We start from the raw sequence: 18,319 nt of genomic DNA, 5'->3' as shown, positions 1-18,319 counted from the left end.
CATGGCATCACAAGCAAACCTGATGAGCATCTTGCTGGCCGACCCCTGGTTTGCCAGCCTGCCAGTGGCGGACCGCAAGACCATGTTAGCCTCTTGCGAACATTTGCGCTTGCGGCCCGGTGAAATGTTGTTTCGCCAGGGCGACCAGCCCAATGGCTTTTATGCCCTGCTCAGCGGTACGGTGAAGATGTCCACCCTAAGCGCTGAGGGGCGAGAGGCCATCCTCATCTTCCTAGATGCTGCCACCTGGTTTGGTGAAATTTCCCTGATCGATGGTGAGCCGCGTACCCATGACGCCACTGCACTCAGTGAGGTCGAGCTGCTGGTGCTGGAACCACCAGTTTTTAACATCCTGATGCAGCGCAATTCCTTTGCCACCGCAATCACCCGCATGCTGGCAAAGCGCATACGCCTGTTATATGGCATAGTTGAAGATGCTGGCCTGCGTTCAGTACGGGCCAGGGTGGCGCGTCGTTTGCTGTTGCTGGCTGAAGTAGCGAACCGGCAACAGGATGGTCATGCCCTGGTAACGGTTACCCAGGAGGCACTGGCCATGATGCTGGGTATGACGCGCCAGACCCTGTCCAAGGAATTGCAGTTTTTCAGGCAACATGATCTGATCAGGCTTGCCTATGGCAGCATAGAAATACTGTCAGAAAGCAGGCTGGCTGTATTATGTGACAAAGAGTGACTTTCTTGAGTGTAATCTTGCTTGCCGCAAAGCATTGTTATGCTCTATCGTGTACAGAATCGTGATCAAGGTGGGTCTTGATGAGTATGCTGACGAAGTGGCAAGTCTTGCGCGTAGTTCTGCTGTCCTTCCTGGGGCTTTCGCCTTTGCATGCCCGGGCTGCCTGTTCACGTGTGATCAATGCCCCCGTCACCGCACTTGGTTTCAGCGTCGTCGTCAACGGTGACAATATCAGCGGCATCTATCCCGAGATCTTCCGCAGCCTGTCTGGCAAAGAAACTTGCCAGTTCCTGTTTTCGGCAGTGCCGCGTGCCCGCCTTGAAGTATTGTTTGAGAACGGCCAGGCCGATATCCTGTTCCCAGCCATCCGCACAGCCAGGCGCGACGAGCTTGGTCATTTTGTTCCCCTGATTTACACACGGGCCACTCTGATATCCCTGCAATCCGCACGACCTGCCATACGTAGCCAGCAAGAATTGCTGGAACAAAAAAACCTCAAGGTCGTGGTCGTACGTGGCTTTGATTATGGCGAAGCTTATCAGGCTATCATTGCCGAGCTGCAAAAACAGGGCAGGCTCATCGTTGAGGCTGATACCGTATCTGCAGCCAGGGTATTGAAATCAGGCGTGGCTGATTTCTCCATCATGGCACCGTATATTTTTGCCGGGGCAGTGCAGGGCGATACCAGGGTAGAAGACATCGCCGACAAACTCAGGTTTGACCCCCTGCCTGAACTGCCCTGGAGCGACAGCGGTATCTACCTGTCAAAGAAAAGCCTGAGCCAGGATGACCGCAATGCCCTGCAAGAAATGATGGAAAAGGCCGCCCGTTCAGGTATGGTCTGGAAAGGCTTTTCACGTTACTACAAACCCGAAGTGCTGAAAGAAGGCAATCGCCCGCGTTAGCGTTTTAGCCCAGGATCAGGATTATTGGAATCAAGAATATTCAGCGGACAGAGATTAATGGTTTTTCAGATATACAGAACAATATTACGCATGAGCTTGTTTGCCGCCCTGGCGGTGTCCGCTGACCAGGGCTTTGCCGCCTGTACCCGTGTAATCACCGTACCTGTCGCCTCGACAGGGCGTAGCGTTATCATAAGCGGTAAGCAAATTGATGGCATATACCCCGACCTGTTGCGCAGTCTCTTGGAAAAAGAGGCCTGCAAATTTGCACTTAGCGCCGTACCCAGGGCCAGAATGGAACTGATGTTTGAAACCGGCAGGGCAGACCTGCTCATCCCCGCCAGCCGCACCCCCAAGCGCGATGAGCATGGCATCTTCATCCCCATGATCTATAACCGCGCCACCCTGATATCCTTAGACAGCAATCGCCCTGTCATCACCTCGGCACAAGACCTGCTCGACAAAAAAGACTTGAAAGTTGCCCTGGTGCGTGGTTTTGATTATGGACCTGCTTACCAGGACCTGATCAAGGAGCTAAGCAGACAAAAACGCCTGTATCTTGATGCCGACCCACTGTCAGTCGCACGTTTGCTCAAAGCCGGGATTGCCGACATCACCATCATGGCTCCCTCCATACTTGCAGGTGCCATCATGGACGACGGACGCGTACAGGAGATGCTTGAAAAACTACGTTTCGAACCTATCCCCGAATTGCCATGGGGGGATAGCGGAGCCTATATTTCCAAAAAATCTCTGGGTGCAGAAGATACAGCGGCACTCAAGGACATACTGGAACAGGTCGCCAAGTCCGGTATGGTCTGGAAAGGCTTTCAGCGGTATTACCCGGCGAATGTCTTGAAAGAAAGCATACGTCCACGCTGAGAAGGTTTGCCCAAAAACCTATAGCGCGATAGCTGTCTCAAACTTGCTGCGCAAGATAGAAAAAAAACTACGCACATTACGCACATTCGCATGGGTCGCAAACAGCCTGTGCGCCAGCGCATGATAAGCCGCCATGTCTGCCACCTGTATCACCAGCACAAAATCCGGCCCCTGCGACACGCGGTAACATTGCTGTACTGCCCCTTCCTGCGCCACCAGTTGCTCAAATTCCACCAGCTTCTCGGTCGCTTGATGACCGAGCGTAATTTCGACGATGGCCGTCAGGCCCGCCCCCAGCTTGCTGGCATCCAGCAACGCCACCTGGCGGCTGATGATGCCCTCATCCGTCAGCCGCTTGACGCGGCGCAGGCAGGTAGGTGCAGACGCATGTACCCGCAAGGCCAGCTCATGATTGGTCAGCGAGGCATCTTTTTGCAATTGTTGCAAAATGCGTTTATCCAGTTCATCCAGCTCATTGATAGTCAACATGTGATTGATAATTCCAAATTTTCTTATATAGTGAAATAATAGTTCAAATGAAAAATTGATGTTCTATAAATTTCAATAATAGATTAATTTTGAAAGAAAATATCAAGCCATCTGCTTTAGCATGAACACATATTCATTCTTTATCAGAGGTCACCATGTGCGGTATCGTCGGCGCAGTCGCTCAACGCAATATCACCCCCGTCTTGCTGGAAGGCCTGAAGCGGCTTGAATACCGTGGCTATGACTCTTGCGGCGTCGCCCTGCATGTAGATGGCCACCTGCAACGCTCACGCAGCACATCGCGCGTGGCAGACCTGCAGGCACAGATAGACCAGTCCGGCCTCGCTGGTTTCACCGGCATCGCCCACACCCGCTGGGCCACGCACGGCGCACCATCATCATCCAATGCCCACCCGCATTTCTCGCGCGAGCGCATCGCCCTCGTACACAATGGCATCATAGAAAACCATGAAGAACTGCGCGCAGAACTGACACAGGCTGGCTATGTCTTTGAAAGCCAGACTGACACCGAAGTCATCGCCCACCTGATAGACCATCTCTACCGCGGTGACCTGTTCGAGACCGTGCAAATCGCCATCAAGCGTTTGACAGGTGCATTTGCGATTGCCGTATTCTGCCGCGACGAACCACACCGCGTCGTCGGTGCACGCCAGGGTTCCCCACTGATCGTCGGCGTAGGTCAGGGCGAAAACTTCCTCGCATCCGACGCCATGGCACTCGCAGGCACCACAGACCAGATCATCTATCTCGAAGAAGGCGATGTCGTCGATCTGCAACTACAAAAAGTATGGATAGTCGACAGCGAAGGCAAGTCCGTCCAGCGCGAAGTAAAAACCGTGCACGCCCACAGCGGCGCAGCAGAGCTCGGCCCTTACCGCCACTACATGCAAAAAGAAATCTTCGAGCAGCCACGTGCAATTGCCGACACGCTGGAAGGCGTCATCAGCATCATGCCCGAACTGTTTGGTGACGGTGCCTACAAAGTCTTCAAGCAAATAGACTCGGTATTGATACTCGCCTGCGGCACCAGCTATTACGCTGGCCTGACTGCCAAATACTGGATAGAAGCAATCGCCAAAATCCCCGTCAATGTAGAAATCGCCAGCGAATACCGCTATCGCGAAAGCGTGCCCAACCCCAATTCACTCGTCGTCACCATATCGCAAAGCGGCGAGACCGCAGACACCCTGGCCGCACTAAAACATGCACGCAGCCTCGGCATGTTGCACACCCTCACCGTCTGTAATGTCGCCACCAGCGCCATGGTGCGTGAATGCGCCTTGTCATACATCACCCATGCTGGTGTAGAAGTGGGCGTCGCCTCCACCAAGGCTTTCACCACACAACTGGCAGCACTCTTTTTGCTGGCACTGTCACTCGCACAAAGCAAAGGCCGTCTCAGCGAAACTGACGAAGCAGAACACATACGCGCCCTGCGCCACCTGCCCGTCGCCATCAGCGCCGTGCTGGCACTCGAACCACAAATCATCTCCTGGGCAGAAGAATTCGCCCGTAAAGAAAACGCACTCTTCCTCGGTCGCGGTCTGCATTACCCCATTGCCCTCGAAGGCGCATTAAAACTCAAAGAGATTTCCTACATCCACGCCGAAGCCTATCCAGCAGGTGAACTCAAGCACGGCCCCCTGGCCCTGGTCACCAAAGAAATGCCCGTCGTCACCGTCGCCCCCAACGACACCCTGATAGAAAAACTCAAATCCAACATGCAGGAAGTCCGCGCCCGCGGCGGCGAACTCTACGTCTTCGCCGACGCCGACTCCCGCATCACCTCCAGCGAAGGCGTACATGTCATCCGCCTGCCAGAACACTACGGCAAACTGTCACCCATATTGCACGTGGTGCCACTGCAATTGCTGGCCTACCACACCGCACTTGCGCGGGGAACGGACGTTGACAAACCACGCAACCTGGCAAAAAGCGTGACTGTTGAATAAGGCCGGACATTGAGTTACATTGCCATGATCATCAGGCCCCCATTTTTGGAGAAGCAGATCATGGCAAAGTACCTCATTTCCTTCCCCAGTGCTGCAATGAAAGTACCCGACAGTGAGATGGAGACAGTAGGGCGAGACGCCCATGCCGTGATACAGGAGACCAAGGAAGCAGGCGTCTACGTTTTCGCTGGCGGCATTGATGAAACAGCGCCGCCCGTCCTGGTATCAGCCAATGGCGCAGTCGCTGAGGGCGGCTACCCTTGGGCACCCCTACTCAGTGGCGGCTTCACGGTACTTGAGCTTCCTACAAGAGAAGACGCCATCGCCTGGGCCGCACGTATCGCCAAAGCCTGCCGCTGTGATCAGGAGCTCAGGGTGTTTGGGTTTGATCCTGAGTCGTGATAATCTGATTACAATCTGTATGGAGCGTGCGTCAACGGGGGCAGTGCAATATAAAGCGCAGCGCAAGAAACGGGATCTACTCTAGTACATGAGTATTTTGAGCCGCGCATGAGACCTAATCACGTGCGCACATTAAGACCGAAACAGGTTCTTAGACGCCAGAATCTAAGTAATTTCGCGTATCTAGCAGATATGCAAGGTGCTATCCTTATCGTCATCAGCCGAGTTCGGCTAAGAGCAATCGCTACTGGAGCACAATCTCATGTCTAACATTGCAAAATTCGGCCTTAGCACTCCCTACGACTTGTACGAGAAGCTAAAATACGACGCCCAATTGCTGTTGCGACAGCGGGAAGAGAATGCTGAGGAACACCGCCTGGAAGAGTTTGAGGCGTTCAATTTCTTCGTGACAGCATGGCATCTCTACAAGGATTGGTTGCAAGGCGTGAGCAAAGATAAACCTAAGCATTCGCTTCAAAAAATTCAAAAGGCAGCTTCGGAATTTAGGGAGATCAAAGATGTCATTAGGAACATTGCCAATGGCAGCAAGCATTTCGAGTTGAATGAACCTGCGAAGGTTATCTTGGGTGATCGTGAAATTAGCTCTGTTTATTCATGGTTTTTCGGACCTCAATTTGCCATTGATACGAAATCGTTTCATTTTTTGATGTACGAGTTGGTGGATATAATAATGGCTTACTTTGAATGGATTTTCGACGACTCAAAGCAGGTCGCTGTGCCAATAGAGATAATTGAGAAACTGAAAAAAGCGCGTGAACTTCGTACTGAACGAAAGAAATACACCTCAATTAAATGATTTTGATATGACTAATTCTGCTGCTTCTGTACCAGCCGTAACTTCTGCGTGGATGATATATGTGCCGGTAATTTGTGCCCTTATTGCTTCATCCGTGACGATTATAGGTATCGTCCTAAATAGTTATTTTGCTCGTAAGCACAAGAAGGAAGAGCAAGCGTATACGATTAAAAAGGAAATATTTTTAGGATTCGCCGAATACATTTCGAATTCAATGATGTTATTGCAAGCGGTGGCTGATCCAGATTCCGAAGTGCATTCAGTGCTTTCCAAGTATCGCGAGCAAGCCGGAGTGATAGGGAAAATGTACGTAGTTGCTGAACCAAATCTGTTACTGGAGGCAAGATCCCTGGTAACAGAATTAGAGACATATGGTTCTGAATTGGTGGCAATTCGTCGAGGAATGGATAAGATTAGTTTGAAGGTCGCTAACTTGAAAGAGTCGCATACTGAAACTTCAAAAGCTCTCGACAATCTTAATGAGCATCGCCTATCGCTCTTTAGGTCCGGAACAATTTTGGCAGAGAGTGTTCAGTCAGCCCATCAGTGGGAGTGCGATTTTATTATGAAACGATTAGATGACCTTACTGACATGCTCTATAAAGCAGAAGTTGAGGCATATCACTTTGCATTAAGTCTTTTTGAAATGGGTGCCACTGCTTCTCAACAGGTGGAAGAGAAGACATTTATTGTGTTGCGATTAATAAAGGAGGAATTGAAAATTCCACATCAAGCTTTCACCTATGAAGAAGCGGTCAAAACACAGCATAAAAAAAGAACTGAATCTGCGAAGAAGTTAGTCCAAATACGAAAAGAGTCTACGGCTAAAAGCTGATTTAAGCTTTATTTAAGTTCTGAGCTTCTATAAATAGATGTTCTCAATTCTGAAAGATTTGCCATATTCATCATCAAAGGAGGAAGTACGTACTGTGATCTTCTTAAAATAGTTTCATTGTCAAAAATAAAAACATACGGACCGCGTGCAATTTCAGCTTCTTTCAATATTGATGTAACAAGAGTGCCCCAATATTCTGGAAATGATTCCTCTTTGTTGTAAGTCTCTACGCCAATAGCTCCCATAATATCGACATAGTCGATTTGGCATTGTTCAAACAATTTAAAAGCTTTTGCCCGGCTAGATGCAACAAAGTCGAGTCTGGGCGTAATACGAACGTCAAAAAGCCAACGAGGTTTGATGTTTTCTATGATGAAAGAAAATTCATTCGTACGTAAAATATCAATTTCTCTAACAAAAGTCATCTCAGAGGTTTCACTAAAAGAAAATGTGAGTTGTTCGCTTTGTCCATTAACAGGTTTGACAGTTTGATTTTTTCTAGAAGAGTCGCTAACAAGACGCAAGTGGTCACGTGTGGATAAAGTATGCATTATCCTTCCTTTTTATCTAGTAGAAGAGCATTTTCAATTTCTTGATAACCTACCTTTAAAAGGCCAGTGGCTGAATCTGCTTCTCCAATTTGGAAGTCACCATTTTCGTTTTTCAATTTCCTATCCTTGAGGAATACTTGGCGATAAATTCGAGGCGCTACGCCAGTGAATGGTCTGAATAATACTTTGTGCTCAGTTGCGATTGCTGAGCTTGGTGCCATCCAATTTCCTGGGGACTCTGTGATCGCATCTCCATGAAGCTTTAATGCGCGGCTTTTGGGATACGGCTCAATGTATTGAACTTCATCTACGCCAGCCGACACTATGTGTCTTGCACAATAGTGACAAGGAAATGTTGTAACGAATAATCTAGTCGCAACCGTTGTAGCACCTAATCTGGCAGCAGACAGTAGGGCATCCATTTCTGCATGAACTGCTCTACTAAATTCCAATAATTTACCAATCGGTGTCTTCTTTAGTTGTTTTGATAATTCGACTTTATCTGTAACAGCATTTAATGCAGGAATCTGCGAGATTATCTCATTAATTATCTCATCTTGGCTTCGATTACTGCTGCAATATTTATTGACCGCTACGCATCTGTGATCGGATAAATGTTCAGACGGATCGTAATCTCGGAAACTCCCTCCATAAACCCCACCACCACCGCGCGGTACTTCGTTGGTTCCTGTAGATATGATGTTCCCATTTTTATCAAGTAATGCAGCTCCAACCTGTCTAGATAAGCATGCACTCCGCATTTTCGCCCCGTAAGCATGGAACATTCCAGTTTCACTCGGAGTTGGTCGGATTACTTTCTGGTGTGTTATTAGATCAACTAACCTTGCTAATTGATCGGGTACAATCCACTCCGGATTTGGAGTTTTTTTGTCAGCATCTGTAAATCGTTTAGGGGAATTATCTACAAAAAAATCTGCAAGATGAAAAGTATCTGCGACTTTCTGCCCATGTTTTATTTCAGCATCCTCATCTCTTTTCATGACTTCTTGGATTGCAGTTTTTCCAGAAGTTTGGCACTTCTCTTCGGAAAGTCTTTGTTGGCGAATCTGCCCTTCGCAGACTACGCCAACCAAACAAAAAGCATCTTGATATATCGTACGTAATAACTCTACTTCGGCTGGATGTTTCAATGAGTCAAGAATATATGCTCGTTTTTTAGGTCCTTGCGTTTGTTTTATCTCAGTTACAACATCACCGACTGTAGCATTAAGCTCGCTTCGCTTAGTTCTAATTGCTTCAATTAGTGCGACTGCAACAGCGGCATGATCAGTTTTTCTCATTAGATCACCAGCATCTTGTAGAGATTTAACTTTGGTTAGTGCATCGGTAGTTTGTATTGGAGCGTTACCAGTTGAAGCGATCCAAGATGTGATTGCATTACTTGCTTTAATTACATGGGCTTCTACGCCGTACACTTGATTGCTAAGTAAACTGGAGAGGGCATTTGCTACGAAACTAGTCCCAGAGCCTACAGGGCCAACTACGGCAAATACGAGCTCGTTTGCGCTCAACTCACGAAGTGTCTTATCCGCAGCTGTTTTTTGTACAAATGTGATCACTTGCTCTGGACTTGTAGACATAAATTATCCTAATTCAAAGATAGTAATTAATTCTTAGTTGCCCATATCCAATACAACGATACTTAATTAAATATCGATAACAATATCAATTTATCACTAAAAAGAACATGACTTGAAAAAAAATGTTAATTAATCTTTTTGATGGTATTTTTTTAAATTAAAAAGATAACTTAAAGTTGTATAGAGTTGATTGGAAGCAGTTTTAACTCCGAAACCAAATTAATTATAGGTGTGCTGTTGATTGCGAGCGCTATATTGATTTCAGTATTTCCCTTGATTTCATTTTTTTACAAATCCTGTACGGCTAAAACAACGGATAATACCGCCTACACGTTTTTGAACATTATTTTGGAACTCCCCCATGGAAATTAAGGTTAACTTTCTCGATAAGCTTCGTCTAGAAGCCAAGTTCGATGATTTTACGGTGGTGGCTGATCAGCCTATCCGTTATAAGGGGGATGGTTCTGCGCCTGGTCCTTTTGATTATTTTTTGGCTTCGTCGGCCCTGTGTGCGGCTTATTTTGTGAAGTTGTATTGCAATACGCGCAATATCCCTACTGAAAATATACGGTTGTCGCAGAATAATATTGTCGATCCTGAAAACCGTTACGCGCAGATTTTCAAGATACAGGTGGAATTGCCTGCGGATATTTCTGCCAAGGACCGTGAAGGTATCTTGCGTTCCATCGACCGTTGCACGGTCAAAAAAGTGGTGCAGGCGGGGCCGGAGTTTGTGATTGAAGAGGTCGAGAATCTCGATGCTGATGCACAGGCTTTGCTGACCTTGAACCCTACTGCGGATGCAGCGACCTATATCCTGGGCAAGGACCTGCCGCTGGAGCAGACCATTGCGAATATGTCTGGCTTGCTGGCGGGTTTGGGTATCAAGATAGAGATTGCTTCATGGCGCAATATTATTCCTAATGTGTGGTCGCTGCATATCCGCGATGCGCACTCGCCCATGTGTTTTACCAATGGCAAGGGCGCGACCAAAGAGAGCGCGCTGGCGTCGGCCCTGGGTGAATATATCGAGCGCTTGAGTTGCAACCATTTTTATGCGGGTTCGTTCTGGGGCGAAGATATCGCCAATGCGGCCTTTGTGCATTACCCGGAAGAACGCTGGTTCAAGCCTGGCAAGAGAGATGCGCTGCCTAAAGAGATACTGGATGAGTATAGTCGGGAGATTTATGACCCTGAGGGCGAGCTGCGTGGCTCGCATCTGGTCGATACCAATTCTGGCAATGCAGAGCGTGGCATTTGTTCATTGCCTTATGTGCGTCAGTCAGATGGTGAGGTCGTTTACTTCCCATCCAACCTTATCGAAAACCTGTACGCCAGCAATGGCATGAGTGCCGGTAATACCCTGGCTGAAGCGCAGGTGCAGTGCCTGTCTGAAATTTTTGAGCGCGCCGTCAAGCGTAAAATTCTGGAAGGTGAAATCGCCTTGCCTGATGTGCCGCAAGAAGTGCTGGCAAAATATCCTGGCATTGTGGCTGGCATACAGGGGCTGGAAGAACAGGGCTTCCCTGTGCTGGTGAAAGATGCGTCGCTGGGTGGGCTATACCCTGTCATGTGTGTGACCCTGATGAACCCGCGCACGGGTGGCGTGTTTGCCTCATTCGGTGCGCACCCCAGTCTGGAAGTGGCGCTGGAACGCAGCCTGACAGAATTGCTGCAAGGCCGCAGTTTTGAAGGCCTCAATGATTTGCCCCAGCCTACCTTTGTCAGCAATGCAGTGACTGAGCCAAATAATTTTGTGGAACACTTCATAGATTCCAGCGGCGTGGTGTCGTGGCGCTTCTTTAGTGCGAAAGCCGATTACGAATTTGTTGAATGGGATTTCTCAGGTCAGGGCAAGGGTGACAAAGCCAGCTCTAACGCTGATGAAGCCGCGACCTTGTTCGGCATACTCAAGGAGATGGGCAAAGAAGCCTACATGGCCGTATATGATCACCTGGGAGCAACGGCCTGCCGTATCCTGGTGCCCGGTTATTCTGAAGTGTATCCGGTAGAAGACCTGATCTGGGATAACACCAACAAGGCCCTGCTTTTCCGCGAAGATATCCTGAATCTGCATACGCTGGACGATGAGCAACTGGAAGACTTGCTGGAACGTCTGGAGAATAATGAGCTGGACGAGTACAGCGACATCGCTACCCTGATAGGCATAGAGTTTGACGAGAACACGATCTGGGGCCAGCTCACGGTTGTGGAATTGAAGCTGCTGATCAATCTCGCGTTGCAGGACTTTGAAGAAACAAAAGAGCTGGTCGAAACCTTCTTGCAATACAACGACAACACGGTTGATCGCGGTCTGTTTTATCAGGCCCTGAACGTAGTGCTGGAAGTCACGCTGGATGACGATCTGGAACTCGATGATTATGTTGTCAACTTCCGCCGCATGTTTGGCAACGAGCGTATGGATGCAGTATTGGGATCAGTCGATGGCAGTGTGCGCTTCTATGGTTTGACTCCAACCAGCATGAAACTGGAAGGGCTGGACAGGCATGCACGCCTGATAGACAGTTACAAGAAGCTGCATGTGGCACGCAGCAAGGCTGCTGCATCGAACTAAGCTGCTCATGTATGACTGGTCTGCAATGATGTGTTCATTGCAGACCAGGCTGGTGCATATCCACTCACATTTCCAACGTCGAGCTTCAGGCTAAAGCTTTTTCCCCGGCGCGCAGCGTCAAGACCTGTACACCGGTTTTTGTGACGGCTACAGTATGCTCGAACTGGGCGGATAATTTCCCGTCTATGGTGACGACAGTCCAGCCATCATCTTCAGTCTCGACGTCGTGGCGGCCCTGGTTGATCATGGGTTCTATGGTGAACACCATGCCTTCCTTTAATATCAGGCCTGTGCGTGGCCGTCCCCAGTGCAGCACTTCGGGCGGCTCGTGCATTTCGCGGCCTATGCCGTGTCCGCAATATTCCCTGACGACCGAGTAGCCATTTTTCCTGGCATGGCTTTCAATGGCATGGCCTATGTCACCCAGCCTGGCACCTGGTCGCACGGCCTTGATGCCTTTCCATAAGGCTTCATAGGTCACTTGCACGAGCCGTTTTGCGGACGGTGATACTGCGCCGACGAGATAGGTTTTGCTGGAGTCGGCGATATAGCCATTTTTTTCGAGGGTGATGTCGAAGTTGACGATGTCGCCGTCCTGCAAAATTTCTGCCGGGGACGGCACACCGTGGCAAACCGCATTGTTGCGCGAAGAATTCAGCGCATAGGCATAGCCGTATTGCCCCTTGCTGGCCGGGCGCGCCTTGAGTTCATTGACGATATAGCTATCGACGAGGTCATTTACCTGCATGGTCGATATGCCAACCAGGTTCAGGGTGTCGAGGTGGGCAAATACGCTGGCCAGCAATTTGCCGGATTCTGCCATCAGAGCGATTTCTTCGGGGCGCTTGGTCATGCCACTGCCGCCCGGAAAGACTGTGCCTCATCCACCCCGGCAGCGCGTAGCTCGCGCACGACGATTTCGTTAAAACTCAGGGTAGGATTCATTTCGCACAACATGCCTATCTTGATCCAGAAAGCGGCTTGCGCATTGATGGAGCGGCAAGCTACCGCGCTTGCCTTGCGTATCTGGTCGTGCAGATCGTCGTCGATGTTGACTATACCCATGTGGCACCTTTATATATGAAACGTATATGGATTGTATATGCTTCACATGCAAGGATGCAAGCAGCTTTTTGAGTGCAAATCTTGCCAGGGATGTGCCGCCGTGCGATTTTGTCATTGCACTCTGGTCAACAAAGGCGCTTGCCTATATATTCTGGCATAGCAGTTCTGGTGTTTTACTGACAAGTTTGACTGGCAATGAGTTGACGAGAATTCTGCTACCTCCTGCATCCATACAAGAAAGGGAAAGAATATGGGACCGACCAAGATCATGATCATCCGCCATGCAGAAAAGCCTGGCACTTATGGCGCAAGTGTTTATGGTGGCGTCAATTTGCTGGGGGCCAGCGATAACGAGTCCTTGATTACGCTGGGCTGGGAAAGGGCCGGTGGTATCGCCAGTTTGTTCAACCCCAGCTATGGTCAGTTCCAGAATGCAGAACTGGCTGTGCCCAATTTCATTTACGCGTCCAATCCCGCGACTGCTGGTGGCAAGGAGCCCAGCCAGAGACCGTATCAGACTATCTCTGCACTGGCTGCGAAGTTGAACCTGACGCCGAATACTACTTTCGACAAAGATCACTATAAACACAGCGATGGCATGGTCGCCAGTGTGCTGGCGCAATCGGGTACGGTGCTCATCTCCTGGCAGCATGAGGACATCTGGCAGGGGCCGGGGCAGGATTCGGTGCTGAACGAATTGCTCAAAAAGACAGGCACGGCCAACTTCTCGAATTTACCGACGCAGCCGTGGCCTGGATCGCGTTACGACATGGTGTTTGTGCTCGACAGGCCAAGTGGCATGGGTGTGTTTACTGCTTTCACACAGGTTCCGCAAATGCTGCTTGCGGGTGATAGTACTGCACCGTTTAAATAGCCTGGCAGTTCGTTATGGCAGATTATTAAAGCCAGCCGGCATCACTGGCTATCCTGTAAGCCTCACCGCGGTTCCTGACGTGCAGTTTGCCGATGGCGTCTGACAGGTAATTGCGTACCGTGCCTTCAGACAGATGGATTTGCCTGGCAATGTCGGCATTGCCTGCGCCTGAGCCTGCCAGGCGCAATACCTGGCGTTCACGTTCAGACAAGGGGTCGTGCGGGCCGTTCCAGCCTTCCATGGCGAGTTCAGGCGCAATCACGCGGCCACCTGACTGCACGGTACGTATCGCTGCTGCCAGGCTGTCTGACGGTGAATCTTTGAGCATATAACCGCGCACGCCGCTGGCGGTGGCACGGCGCAGGTAACCAGCGCGGGCGAAGGTGGTCAGCATGATGACTTTGCAGGGCAGGCTTTGTTCTGCAATGCTGGCGGCCAGTTCCAGCCCTGTCATGACGGGCATTTCTATATCCGTCAGCAAAATATCCGGGCACTCTTGCTGACAGACTTCCAGCGCTTGCTGGCCATTGCTTGCCAGCGAAATGACTTGCATGTCAGGCTCAAATCGCAGCAGGGCGGCCAGCGCGCCGGATACCAGCGCATGGTCTTCTGCAATCACTATGCGTATCATGCCGCACCTTTGACAGGCAGTGAAATTACTATGCACAGACCATTTGCCTGATGGATATTGATGCTGCCCTTCAAGGCGTGTATGCGCTCTGTCATGCCGCTCAGGCCACAGCCTTTTCTGATTGCCCTGTTGGCCTGGACGGTGCCGTCATCTGCGATAGTGAACCTGATATTTTTTGCATCCGACGACAGCGTGATCTTGCATTTGCTCGCCCCGGCATGACGGATAATATTGGTGACGGCTTCGCGCAAAGCAAGGGCGATGACATTTTCCAATGATGGCGGGATGCTACATTGTTCAATCAGGGCAGTCATGTTGACACCGGCTGCCTGCAAGGCTTTTTTTGCTGCATTTAATTCAGCGTTCAAACTGCTAGTGCGACAGTTGCGCACTGTTGTACGCACTTCTCTCAAGATGTTACGCGCACTGTGTTCTATATCGATCAGTTCGTGGGAACAGGCACCTGAATCAGTATTGATCAGCTTGCGCGCCAGGTCAGCTTTTAAGACAATGACTGACAAGGTATGGCCAAGCACATCATGAATATCGCGGGAAATTCTTTCACGCTCTGCGATACGGGCCTTATTGGCGATCTCCTCATGCTTCAAGAGTAATTGATCATCTGTGCGGCTATGCTTGTCGAGCAAGATACTGACCAGGCCAACCGGGATGCAAAACAGCAGCGCTGGCAACAGAAAATCAGAAGGTAACTCCAGGGCGGCATTTGCCATCAGCAAAATTGCAAACACTATCGACAGGCCAGTGCAGGCAGCGCGGGTATTCTCCAGGCGCTGGCACATACCAACACCGACCATGACAAACGCGGCAGCAGCTGCATTGTAAGGTGCCCACAAAATACCTGTCATGGTCGCAGCGATAATGCAGGCCAGCAGGCGATTGCCATTCACCTGCAAGCTGTATTCAAACAATATGATGAAGCCAGCCAGTGTCGCGATGACCATCAGCAGTTCGCCCGTTTGCGGGATAGTGCCAGTGTATTTCAATAAAAAGAAGGCAGGCAGGATCAGCCAGAAAAAGGAGGATGTTTTAGCTTTTTCAATTCTGACATTTGCATCGCGCATCGCATTCTTTGTTTCAGGCAAAGGCACTGCAGATGCAGTGCTAAAGTCGCCGGACTTTTTAAACGCTAAGTTCACTTTGGCATTCCTTTTAAAGCACACGCAAAAAATACATGGCTCAGGCCGCTACCGTCGTGCGTGAGGCTGTGATCATGACATTGGACATCACACCATATACGGTGGCCCATGCATCCCTGGTTTCGCTGGTGAAACGGTCGCCCAGGCCTTGTCCCAGTGTTTTCAGCAGTGCAGCACCGACTGTCTGATAATGTGATTCCTTGACGCCGTAACCGTCGTGGCGCACAGCCAGGCCTTGCAGTACTGGCACCAGATTATCCAGGTCATTGAGCTTGCCAACCGCTGCACCTATCATCTGCATAAGTTTTCTACCCTGCTCTGTCATGTCACCACGGAACATGGGTTTCAGTGATGGGTCTGCTGCAAACAGGTTTTGATAAAACAGGGCGGCTGCCTGTGGCGCGATGGTGGCAACTTGTTTCCACGAGTCTTGTACAAGTGTGACGGTGTGTTGATTCATTTTTAAACTCCGGTTGAAATGATAGATTGGATTTGCTGAAAGTGGATTTGCTGAAAGTGGATTTGCTGAAAGTTTGCCTAGTCTGCCGTGGCAGCCTTGCTTTGGTACATCTGCAAGTCAGCAGCTTGCAGCCAGGCCTTGGGTGGGCCCTGGGATGTATTCACTTCAGCAAAACCAAGCGCAAATTCCAAAGGAATGGCTACCTGCTCCTGTGAAAAATTCATTTGCAAAACAGGTGTGGCCTGCAATAATTTATTGATGATGGTTTGCGTTTCCTGGGCATTGGTATGCGGTAAAATCACGGCAAACTCATCACCACCAAGTCGTCCCAGTATGTCGGTGGATCGCAAATTGTTTTGCAGATACACAGCAACCAGTTTCAATGCCTTGTCGCCAGCCTCATGTCCATAATTGTCATTGATTTGTTTAAAGCGATTCATGTCCAGCACGATCAGCGTGGTTGGTACTGCATAACGTACCCATCTGTCCCATGCCGTATTTAACTCAGTGATAAAACCACGGCGGTTCAACAAACCAGTCAGTATGTCCGTACGGTTTTCAATTTCCAGATCAGAGATAAAGCGCTTCAGACGCGATATTTCTTCCATGAGTGCAGCGGTATTTTTGCTGTCATCAGCACCACGGGGTGCATATTCTTTGTCACTACAAACGGGCGCTGCACAGTCGAAATGTGGCGTATGTTTTTTATAAATGAGTCTTTGCGTAGCTTGCATACAATTTCTTTTCATAAGCGATGAATGATGACCTGCACAGTATTGGCGAAGGGCAGATGCATTGTTAGATACAAGGCTGTGCTTTCCGCATGAATACAAGAAATTTTCAGAAAGTACGGCGCGCTCAAGGATTGTTCAATAGAGTCTGATCATGCCTTAGCATGGGAAGAAGTATGTTGGAGAGGGGATTTTGCAGATAGATACAAGCACTGCTTTTATCGGTAGATACAAAATAAAAAAACGGGGATTTCCCCGTTTTTTTGTGCGTCATCTTATGGAAAAACGCTAATAGAAACCACGCAGATAAAAACAGAATGCAGTCAATGACTGGCGCAGAGGGTCAGTCAGTGGAATGGATGTATTTACGCATACGCCATTCGAGACCAGTGCAATCTGTGGTGTATCGGCTTCTTCCAGTAAGGGCCAGTTGGCGCGGATTTGTGTCTGTATTTCTTCTGCACTGATCTTGCCCGGCAGGGGCAACCAGTAACTATAACCGCCGGGCATATCAGCCAGTTTGACGGTATTGCCCAACACCAGCCGCAGTATGGATAAATATTCACCAGTGCGTGTTTTCAATTGCTGGCGGTATTTGCGCAAGTGTGGCACATGGCTACCCTGCGCCAGAAATTCTGCCAGCACGAGTTGCGATAATTCATTGACACTGCTGGCCGATGCGCTTTTCAAATACTCTATGCGTTCACGCCAGCTGCCAGCTGCCAGCCAGCCTATGCGCAAACCGGGTGCCAGGGTCTTGGAGCAAGAGTTGACGTAGATGACATTGCCTTTGAGATCAAAGGATTTCAGTGTCAGTGGCCGTGCACCATCATGCTGCAGGTCGCCATAGACATCATCTTCTATGATGGTGACGCCATGTTTTTCTGCCAGTCTCAAAAGAGTGCGTTTCACTGGCAAGGGCATCAGTGCACCAGTGGGAAAATGGTAATTGGCGACCAGTAAAAAAACCTTGGGTGGATCTTCACCTTCCAGTATGGCCTGCACCTCTGCCAGAAATTCTGGTGCATCCACGCTGCTGTGCACAGTCACGGGTGTCAGGGTGAAGGTTTCCAGCAGGCGGCTATACAGGACGCTGACGGGTGCCTGCACCAATACCTTGCTGCCAGCCTCGCTGGTTGCACGCAAGGCCAGCAGCAGGGCTTCTGTCGCGCCCTGGGTCACGATCAATTCATCTTCCTTGAGGAAGCAGCCGTTCTCTGCACTGCGTTTGGCCAGTTCAGCACGCAGGCGTGGGTGACCATAGCCCTGGGCATGGCGGGTAGATAAAAAGGGATGGCGGCGTATCACGCTGCCCAGCAGGCTTTGCCACCGTTGTTCAGGGAACAGGTCTTCTGCCGGCCCCCATTTGAGTACATTGGCAGACATGTTTTGCAAATCTGCCTGGGTATGTGCGGCAGGCGCCACGGCTTCTTGCTTCGCTGGCGGTTTAACAAAATAGCCAGCTTTGCCACGTGGTTCAACCAGGCCTTTTTCTTCCAGGGTGTGCAGAGCATTAGTCACAGTGGCAAGACTGAGCTGATGCTGCTGCATGAGTTCACGTACTGAAGGCAGGCGCGCATTGGCCGCCAATTTTTTGCTCAATATCGCATCAGCCAGTTCATCTGCCAATATTTGATACTTGTTCTTTGTCACAAAAAATCCTCAATTTTGCAAGAATTA

General features: G+C 49.7%; 19 protein-coding genes. 9 read left to right on the top strand and 10 right to left on the bottom strand.

Annotated features, from left to right (window positions below):
* The first annotated feature begins 1 nt into the window (after nt 1).
* The 3 genes from ACO0LN_RS13725 (at nt 2) to ACO0LN_RS13715 (ending at nt 2,478) form a co-directional block, all read left to right on the top strand.
* Nucleotides 2-691 (top strand): Crp/Fnr family transcriptional regulator, encoded by a 690-nt coding sequence (locus tag ACO0LN_RS13725; RefSeq protein ID WP_232063189.1) that lies wholly within the window; start codon nt 2-4, stop codon nt 689-691.
* A gap of 80 nt (nt 692-771) precedes the next feature.
* Complete coding sequence (locus ACO0LN_RS13720; RefSeq protein ID WP_422974621.1) at nt 772-1,596, top strand: substrate-binding periplasmic protein; 825 nt, start codon at nt 772-774, stop codon at nt 1,594-1,596.
* A gap of 90 nt (nt 1,597-1,686) precedes the next feature.
* Nucleotides 1,687-2,478, top strand: coding sequence for a substrate-binding periplasmic protein (locus ACO0LN_RS13715; protein ID WP_422974619.1), 792 nt, complete (start codon nt 1,687-1,689; stop codon nt 2,476-2,478).
* Between the two features lie 18 nt (nt 2,479-2,496).
* Here the strand turns inward: ACO0LN_RS13715 and ACO0LN_RS13710 are convergent, their stop codons facing one another.
* On the bottom strand, nt 2,497-2,967 hold the full coding sequence (locus ACO0LN_RS13710; RefSeq protein ID WP_422974617.1) for an Lrp/AsnC family transcriptional regulator: 471 nt from the start codon (nt 2,965-2,967) through the stop codon (nt 2,497-2,499).
* Between the two features lie 155 nt (nt 2,968-3,122).
* Between ACO0LN_RS13710 and glmS the strand changes: the two genes are divergently transcribed.
* The 4 genes from glmS (at nt 3,123) to ACO0LN_RS13690 (ending at nt 6,994) form a co-directional block, all read left to right on the top strand.
* The gene (gene glmS / locus ACO0LN_RS13705; RefSeq protein WP_422974615.1) at nt 3,123-4,940 is read left to right on the top strand and encodes a glutamine--fructose-6-phosphate transaminase (isomerizing); all 1,818 of its coding nucleotides are present in this window, start codon (nt 3,123-3,125) and stop codon (nt 4,938-4,940) included.
* 60 nt (nt 4,941-5,000) lie between these two features.
* Nucleotides 5,001-5,342 carry a YciI family protein gene (locus ACO0LN_RS13700; RefSeq protein ID WP_422974613.1) on the top strand — a complete coding sequence of 114 codons (342 nt, stop codon included), beginning with the start codon at nt 5,001-5,003 and terminating at the stop codon, nt 5,340-5,342.
* Nucleotides 5,343-5,604: 262 nt separating this feature from the next.
* Entirely contained in the window at nt 5,605-6,159 is a 555-nt protein-coding gene (locus tag ACO0LN_RS13695) for a hypothetical protein (RefSeq protein ID WP_422974611.1), read from the top strand.
* Complete coding sequence (locus ACO0LN_RS13690) at nt 6,116-6,994, top strand: hypothetical protein (RefSeq protein ID WP_422974609.1); 879 nt, start codon at nt 6,116-6,118, stop codon at nt 6,992-6,994. Before ACO0LN_RS13695 ends, ACO0LN_RS13690 begins: the two co-directional genes overlap by 44 nt.
* 8 nt (nt 6,995-7,002) lie before the next feature.
* Here ACO0LN_RS13690 and ACO0LN_RS13685 read toward each other — a convergent pair whose 3' ends face one another.
* Together ACO0LN_RS13685 and ACO0LN_RS13680 are read right to left on the bottom strand one after the other, a co-directional pair.
* Complete coding sequence (locus ACO0LN_RS13685; protein ID WP_422974607.1) at nt 7,003-7,545, bottom strand: hypothetical protein; 543 nt, start codon at nt 7,543-7,545, stop codon at nt 7,003-7,005.
* Nucleotides 7,545-9,146, bottom strand: coding sequence for an anti-phage dCTP deaminase (locus ACO0LN_RS13680; protein ID WP_422974605.1), 1,602 nt, complete (start codon nt 9,144-9,146; stop codon nt 7,545-7,547). Before ACO0LN_RS13680 ends, ACO0LN_RS13685 begins: the two co-directional genes overlap by 1 nt.
* 361 nt (nt 9,147-9,507) lie before the next feature.
* On the opposite strand from ACO0LN_RS13680, the gene ACO0LN_RS13675 reads away from it, so the two are divergent.
* Nucleotides 9,508-11,721, top strand: coding sequence for an OsmC domain/YcaO domain-containing protein (locus ACO0LN_RS13675; protein WP_422974603.1), 2,214 nt, complete (start codon nt 9,508-9,510; stop codon nt 11,719-11,721).
* Between the two features lie 85 nt (nt 11,722-11,806).
* Here the strand turns inward: ACO0LN_RS13675 and map are convergent, their stop codons facing one another.
* Nucleotides 11,807-12,574 (bottom strand): type I methionyl aminopeptidase, encoded by a 768-nt coding sequence (gene map, locus ACO0LN_RS13670; protein WP_422974601.1) that lies wholly within the window; start codon nt 12,572-12,574, stop codon nt 11,807-11,809.
* Nucleotides 12,571-12,786 (bottom strand): ParD-like family protein, encoded by a 216-nt coding sequence (locus ACO0LN_RS13665; RefSeq protein ID WP_422949141.1) that lies wholly within the window; start codon nt 12,784-12,786, stop codon nt 12,571-12,573. The genes map and ACO0LN_RS13665 overlap by 4 nt, the downstream gene beginning before the upstream one ends.
* Nucleotides 12,787-13,036: 250 nt before the next feature.
* Between ACO0LN_RS13665 and ACO0LN_RS13660 the strand changes: the two genes are divergently transcribed.
* Nucleotides 13,037-13,660 carry a hypothetical protein gene (locus ACO0LN_RS13660; RefSeq protein ID WP_422974599.1) on the top strand — a complete coding sequence of 208 codons (624 nt, stop codon included), beginning with the start codon at nt 13,037-13,039 and terminating at the stop codon, nt 13,658-13,660.
* Nucleotides 13,661-13,685: 25 nt separating this feature from the next.
* Here the strand turns inward: ACO0LN_RS13660 and ACO0LN_RS13655 are convergent, their stop codons facing one another.
* The 5 genes from ACO0LN_RS13655 to ACO0LN_RS13635 form a co-directional block, all read right to left on the bottom strand.
* Nucleotides 13,686-14,291 carry a response regulator transcription factor gene (locus tag ACO0LN_RS13655; protein WP_422974597.1) on the bottom strand — a complete coding sequence of 202 codons (606 nt, stop codon included), beginning with the start codon at nt 14,289-14,291 and terminating at the stop codon, nt 13,686-13,688.
* On the bottom strand, nt 14,288-15,448 hold the full coding sequence (locus ACO0LN_RS13650; RefSeq protein ID WP_422974595.1) for a sensor histidine kinase: 1,161 nt from the start codon (nt 15,446-15,448) through the stop codon (nt 14,288-14,290). The genes ACO0LN_RS13655 and ACO0LN_RS13650 overlap by 4 nt, the downstream gene beginning before the upstream one ends.
* 40 nt (nt 15,449-15,488) lie before the next feature.
* Nucleotides 15,489-15,908 (bottom strand): globin family protein, encoded by a 420-nt coding sequence (locus ACO0LN_RS13645; RefSeq protein WP_422974594.1) that lies wholly within the window; start codon nt 15,906-15,908, stop codon nt 15,489-15,491.
* 77 nt (nt 15,909-15,985) lie between these two features.
* Nucleotides 15,986-16,642, bottom strand: a complete 657-nt coding sequence (locus ACO0LN_RS13640; RefSeq protein WP_422974592.1) for a GGDEF domain-containing protein — start codon at nt 16,640-16,642, stop codon at nt 15,986-15,988.
* Between the two features lie 285 nt (nt 16,643-16,927).
* Nucleotides 16,928-18,292: a PLP-dependent aminotransferase family protein gene (locus tag ACO0LN_RS13635; RefSeq protein ID WP_422974590.1), complete on the bottom strand. Its 1,365-nt coding sequence runs from the start codon at nt 18,290-18,292 to the stop codon at nt 16,928-16,930.
* Between the last annotated feature and the right edge of the window lie 27 nt (nt 18,293-18,319).

The organism is Undibacterium sp. TC9W (assembly GCF_049339865.1).
In the GTDB taxonomy this organism is placed as follows: domain Bacteria; phylum Pseudomonadota; class Gammaproteobacteria; order Burkholderiales; family Burkholderiaceae_D; genus Undibacterium.
The sequence above is the reverse complement of the archived record's forward strand: the minus strand, read 5'-3'. Positions and strand labels throughout refer to the sequence as shown.

Coding starts and splice junctions, on each gene's coding strand:
- ACO0LN_RS13725 (WP_232063189.1), top strand. CDS start 2: ATGGCATCACAAGCAAACCTGATGAGCATCTTGCTGGCCGACCCCTGG.
- ACO0LN_RS13720 (WP_422974621.1), top strand. CDS start 772: ATGAGTATGCTGACGAAGTGGCAAGTCTTGCGCGTAGTTCTGCTGTCC.
- ACO0LN_RS13715 (WP_422974619.1), top strand. CDS start 1,687: ATGAGCTTGTTTGCCGCCCTGGCGGTGTCCGCTGACCAGGGCTTTGCC.
- ACO0LN_RS13710 (WP_422974617.1), bottom strand. CDS start 2,967: ATGTTGACTATCAATGAGCTGGATGAACTGGATAAACGCATTTTGCAA.
- glmS (WP_422974615.1), top strand. CDS start 3,123: ATGTGCGGTATCGTCGGCGCAGTCGCTCAACGCAATATCACCCCCGTC.
- ACO0LN_RS13700 (WP_422974613.1), top strand. CDS start 5,001: ATGGCAAAGTACCTCATTTCCTTCCCCAGTGCTGCAATGAAAGTACCC.
- ACO0LN_RS13695 (WP_422974611.1), top strand. CDS start 5,605: ATGTCTAACATTGCAAAATTCGGCCTTAGCACTCCCTACGACTTGTAC.
- ACO0LN_RS13685 (WP_422974607.1), bottom strand. CDS start 7,545: ATGCATACTTTATCCACACGTGACCACTTGCGTCTTGTTAGCGACTCT.
- ACO0LN_RS13680 (WP_422974605.1), bottom strand. CDS start 9,146: ATGTCTACAAGTCCAGAGCAAGTGATCACATTTGTACAAAAAACAGCT.
- ACO0LN_RS13675 (WP_422974603.1), top strand. CDS start 9,508: ATGGAAATTAAGGTTAACTTTCTCGATAAGCTTCGTCTAGAAGCCAAG.
- map (WP_422974601.1), bottom strand. CDS start 12,574: ATGACCAAGCGCCCCGAAGAAATCGCTCTGATGGCAGAATCCGGCAAA.
- ACO0LN_RS13665 (WP_422949141.1), bottom strand. CDS start 12,786: ATGGGTATAGTCAACATCGACGACGATCTGCACGACCAGATACGCAAG.
- ACO0LN_RS13660 (WP_422974599.1), top strand. CDS start 13,037: ATGGGACCGACCAAGATCATGATCATCCGCCATGCAGAAAAGCCTGGC.
- ACO0LN_RS13655 (WP_422974597.1), bottom strand. CDS start 14,291: ATGATACGCATAGTGATTGCAGAAGACCATGCGCTGGTATCCGGCGCG.
- ACO0LN_RS13645 (WP_422974594.1), bottom strand. CDS start 15,908: ATGAATCAACACACCGTCACACTTGTACAAGACTCGTGGAAACAAGTT.
- ACO0LN_RS13640 (WP_422974592.1), bottom strand. CDS start 16,642: ATGCAAGCTACGCAAAGACTCATTTATAAAAAACATACGCCACATTTC.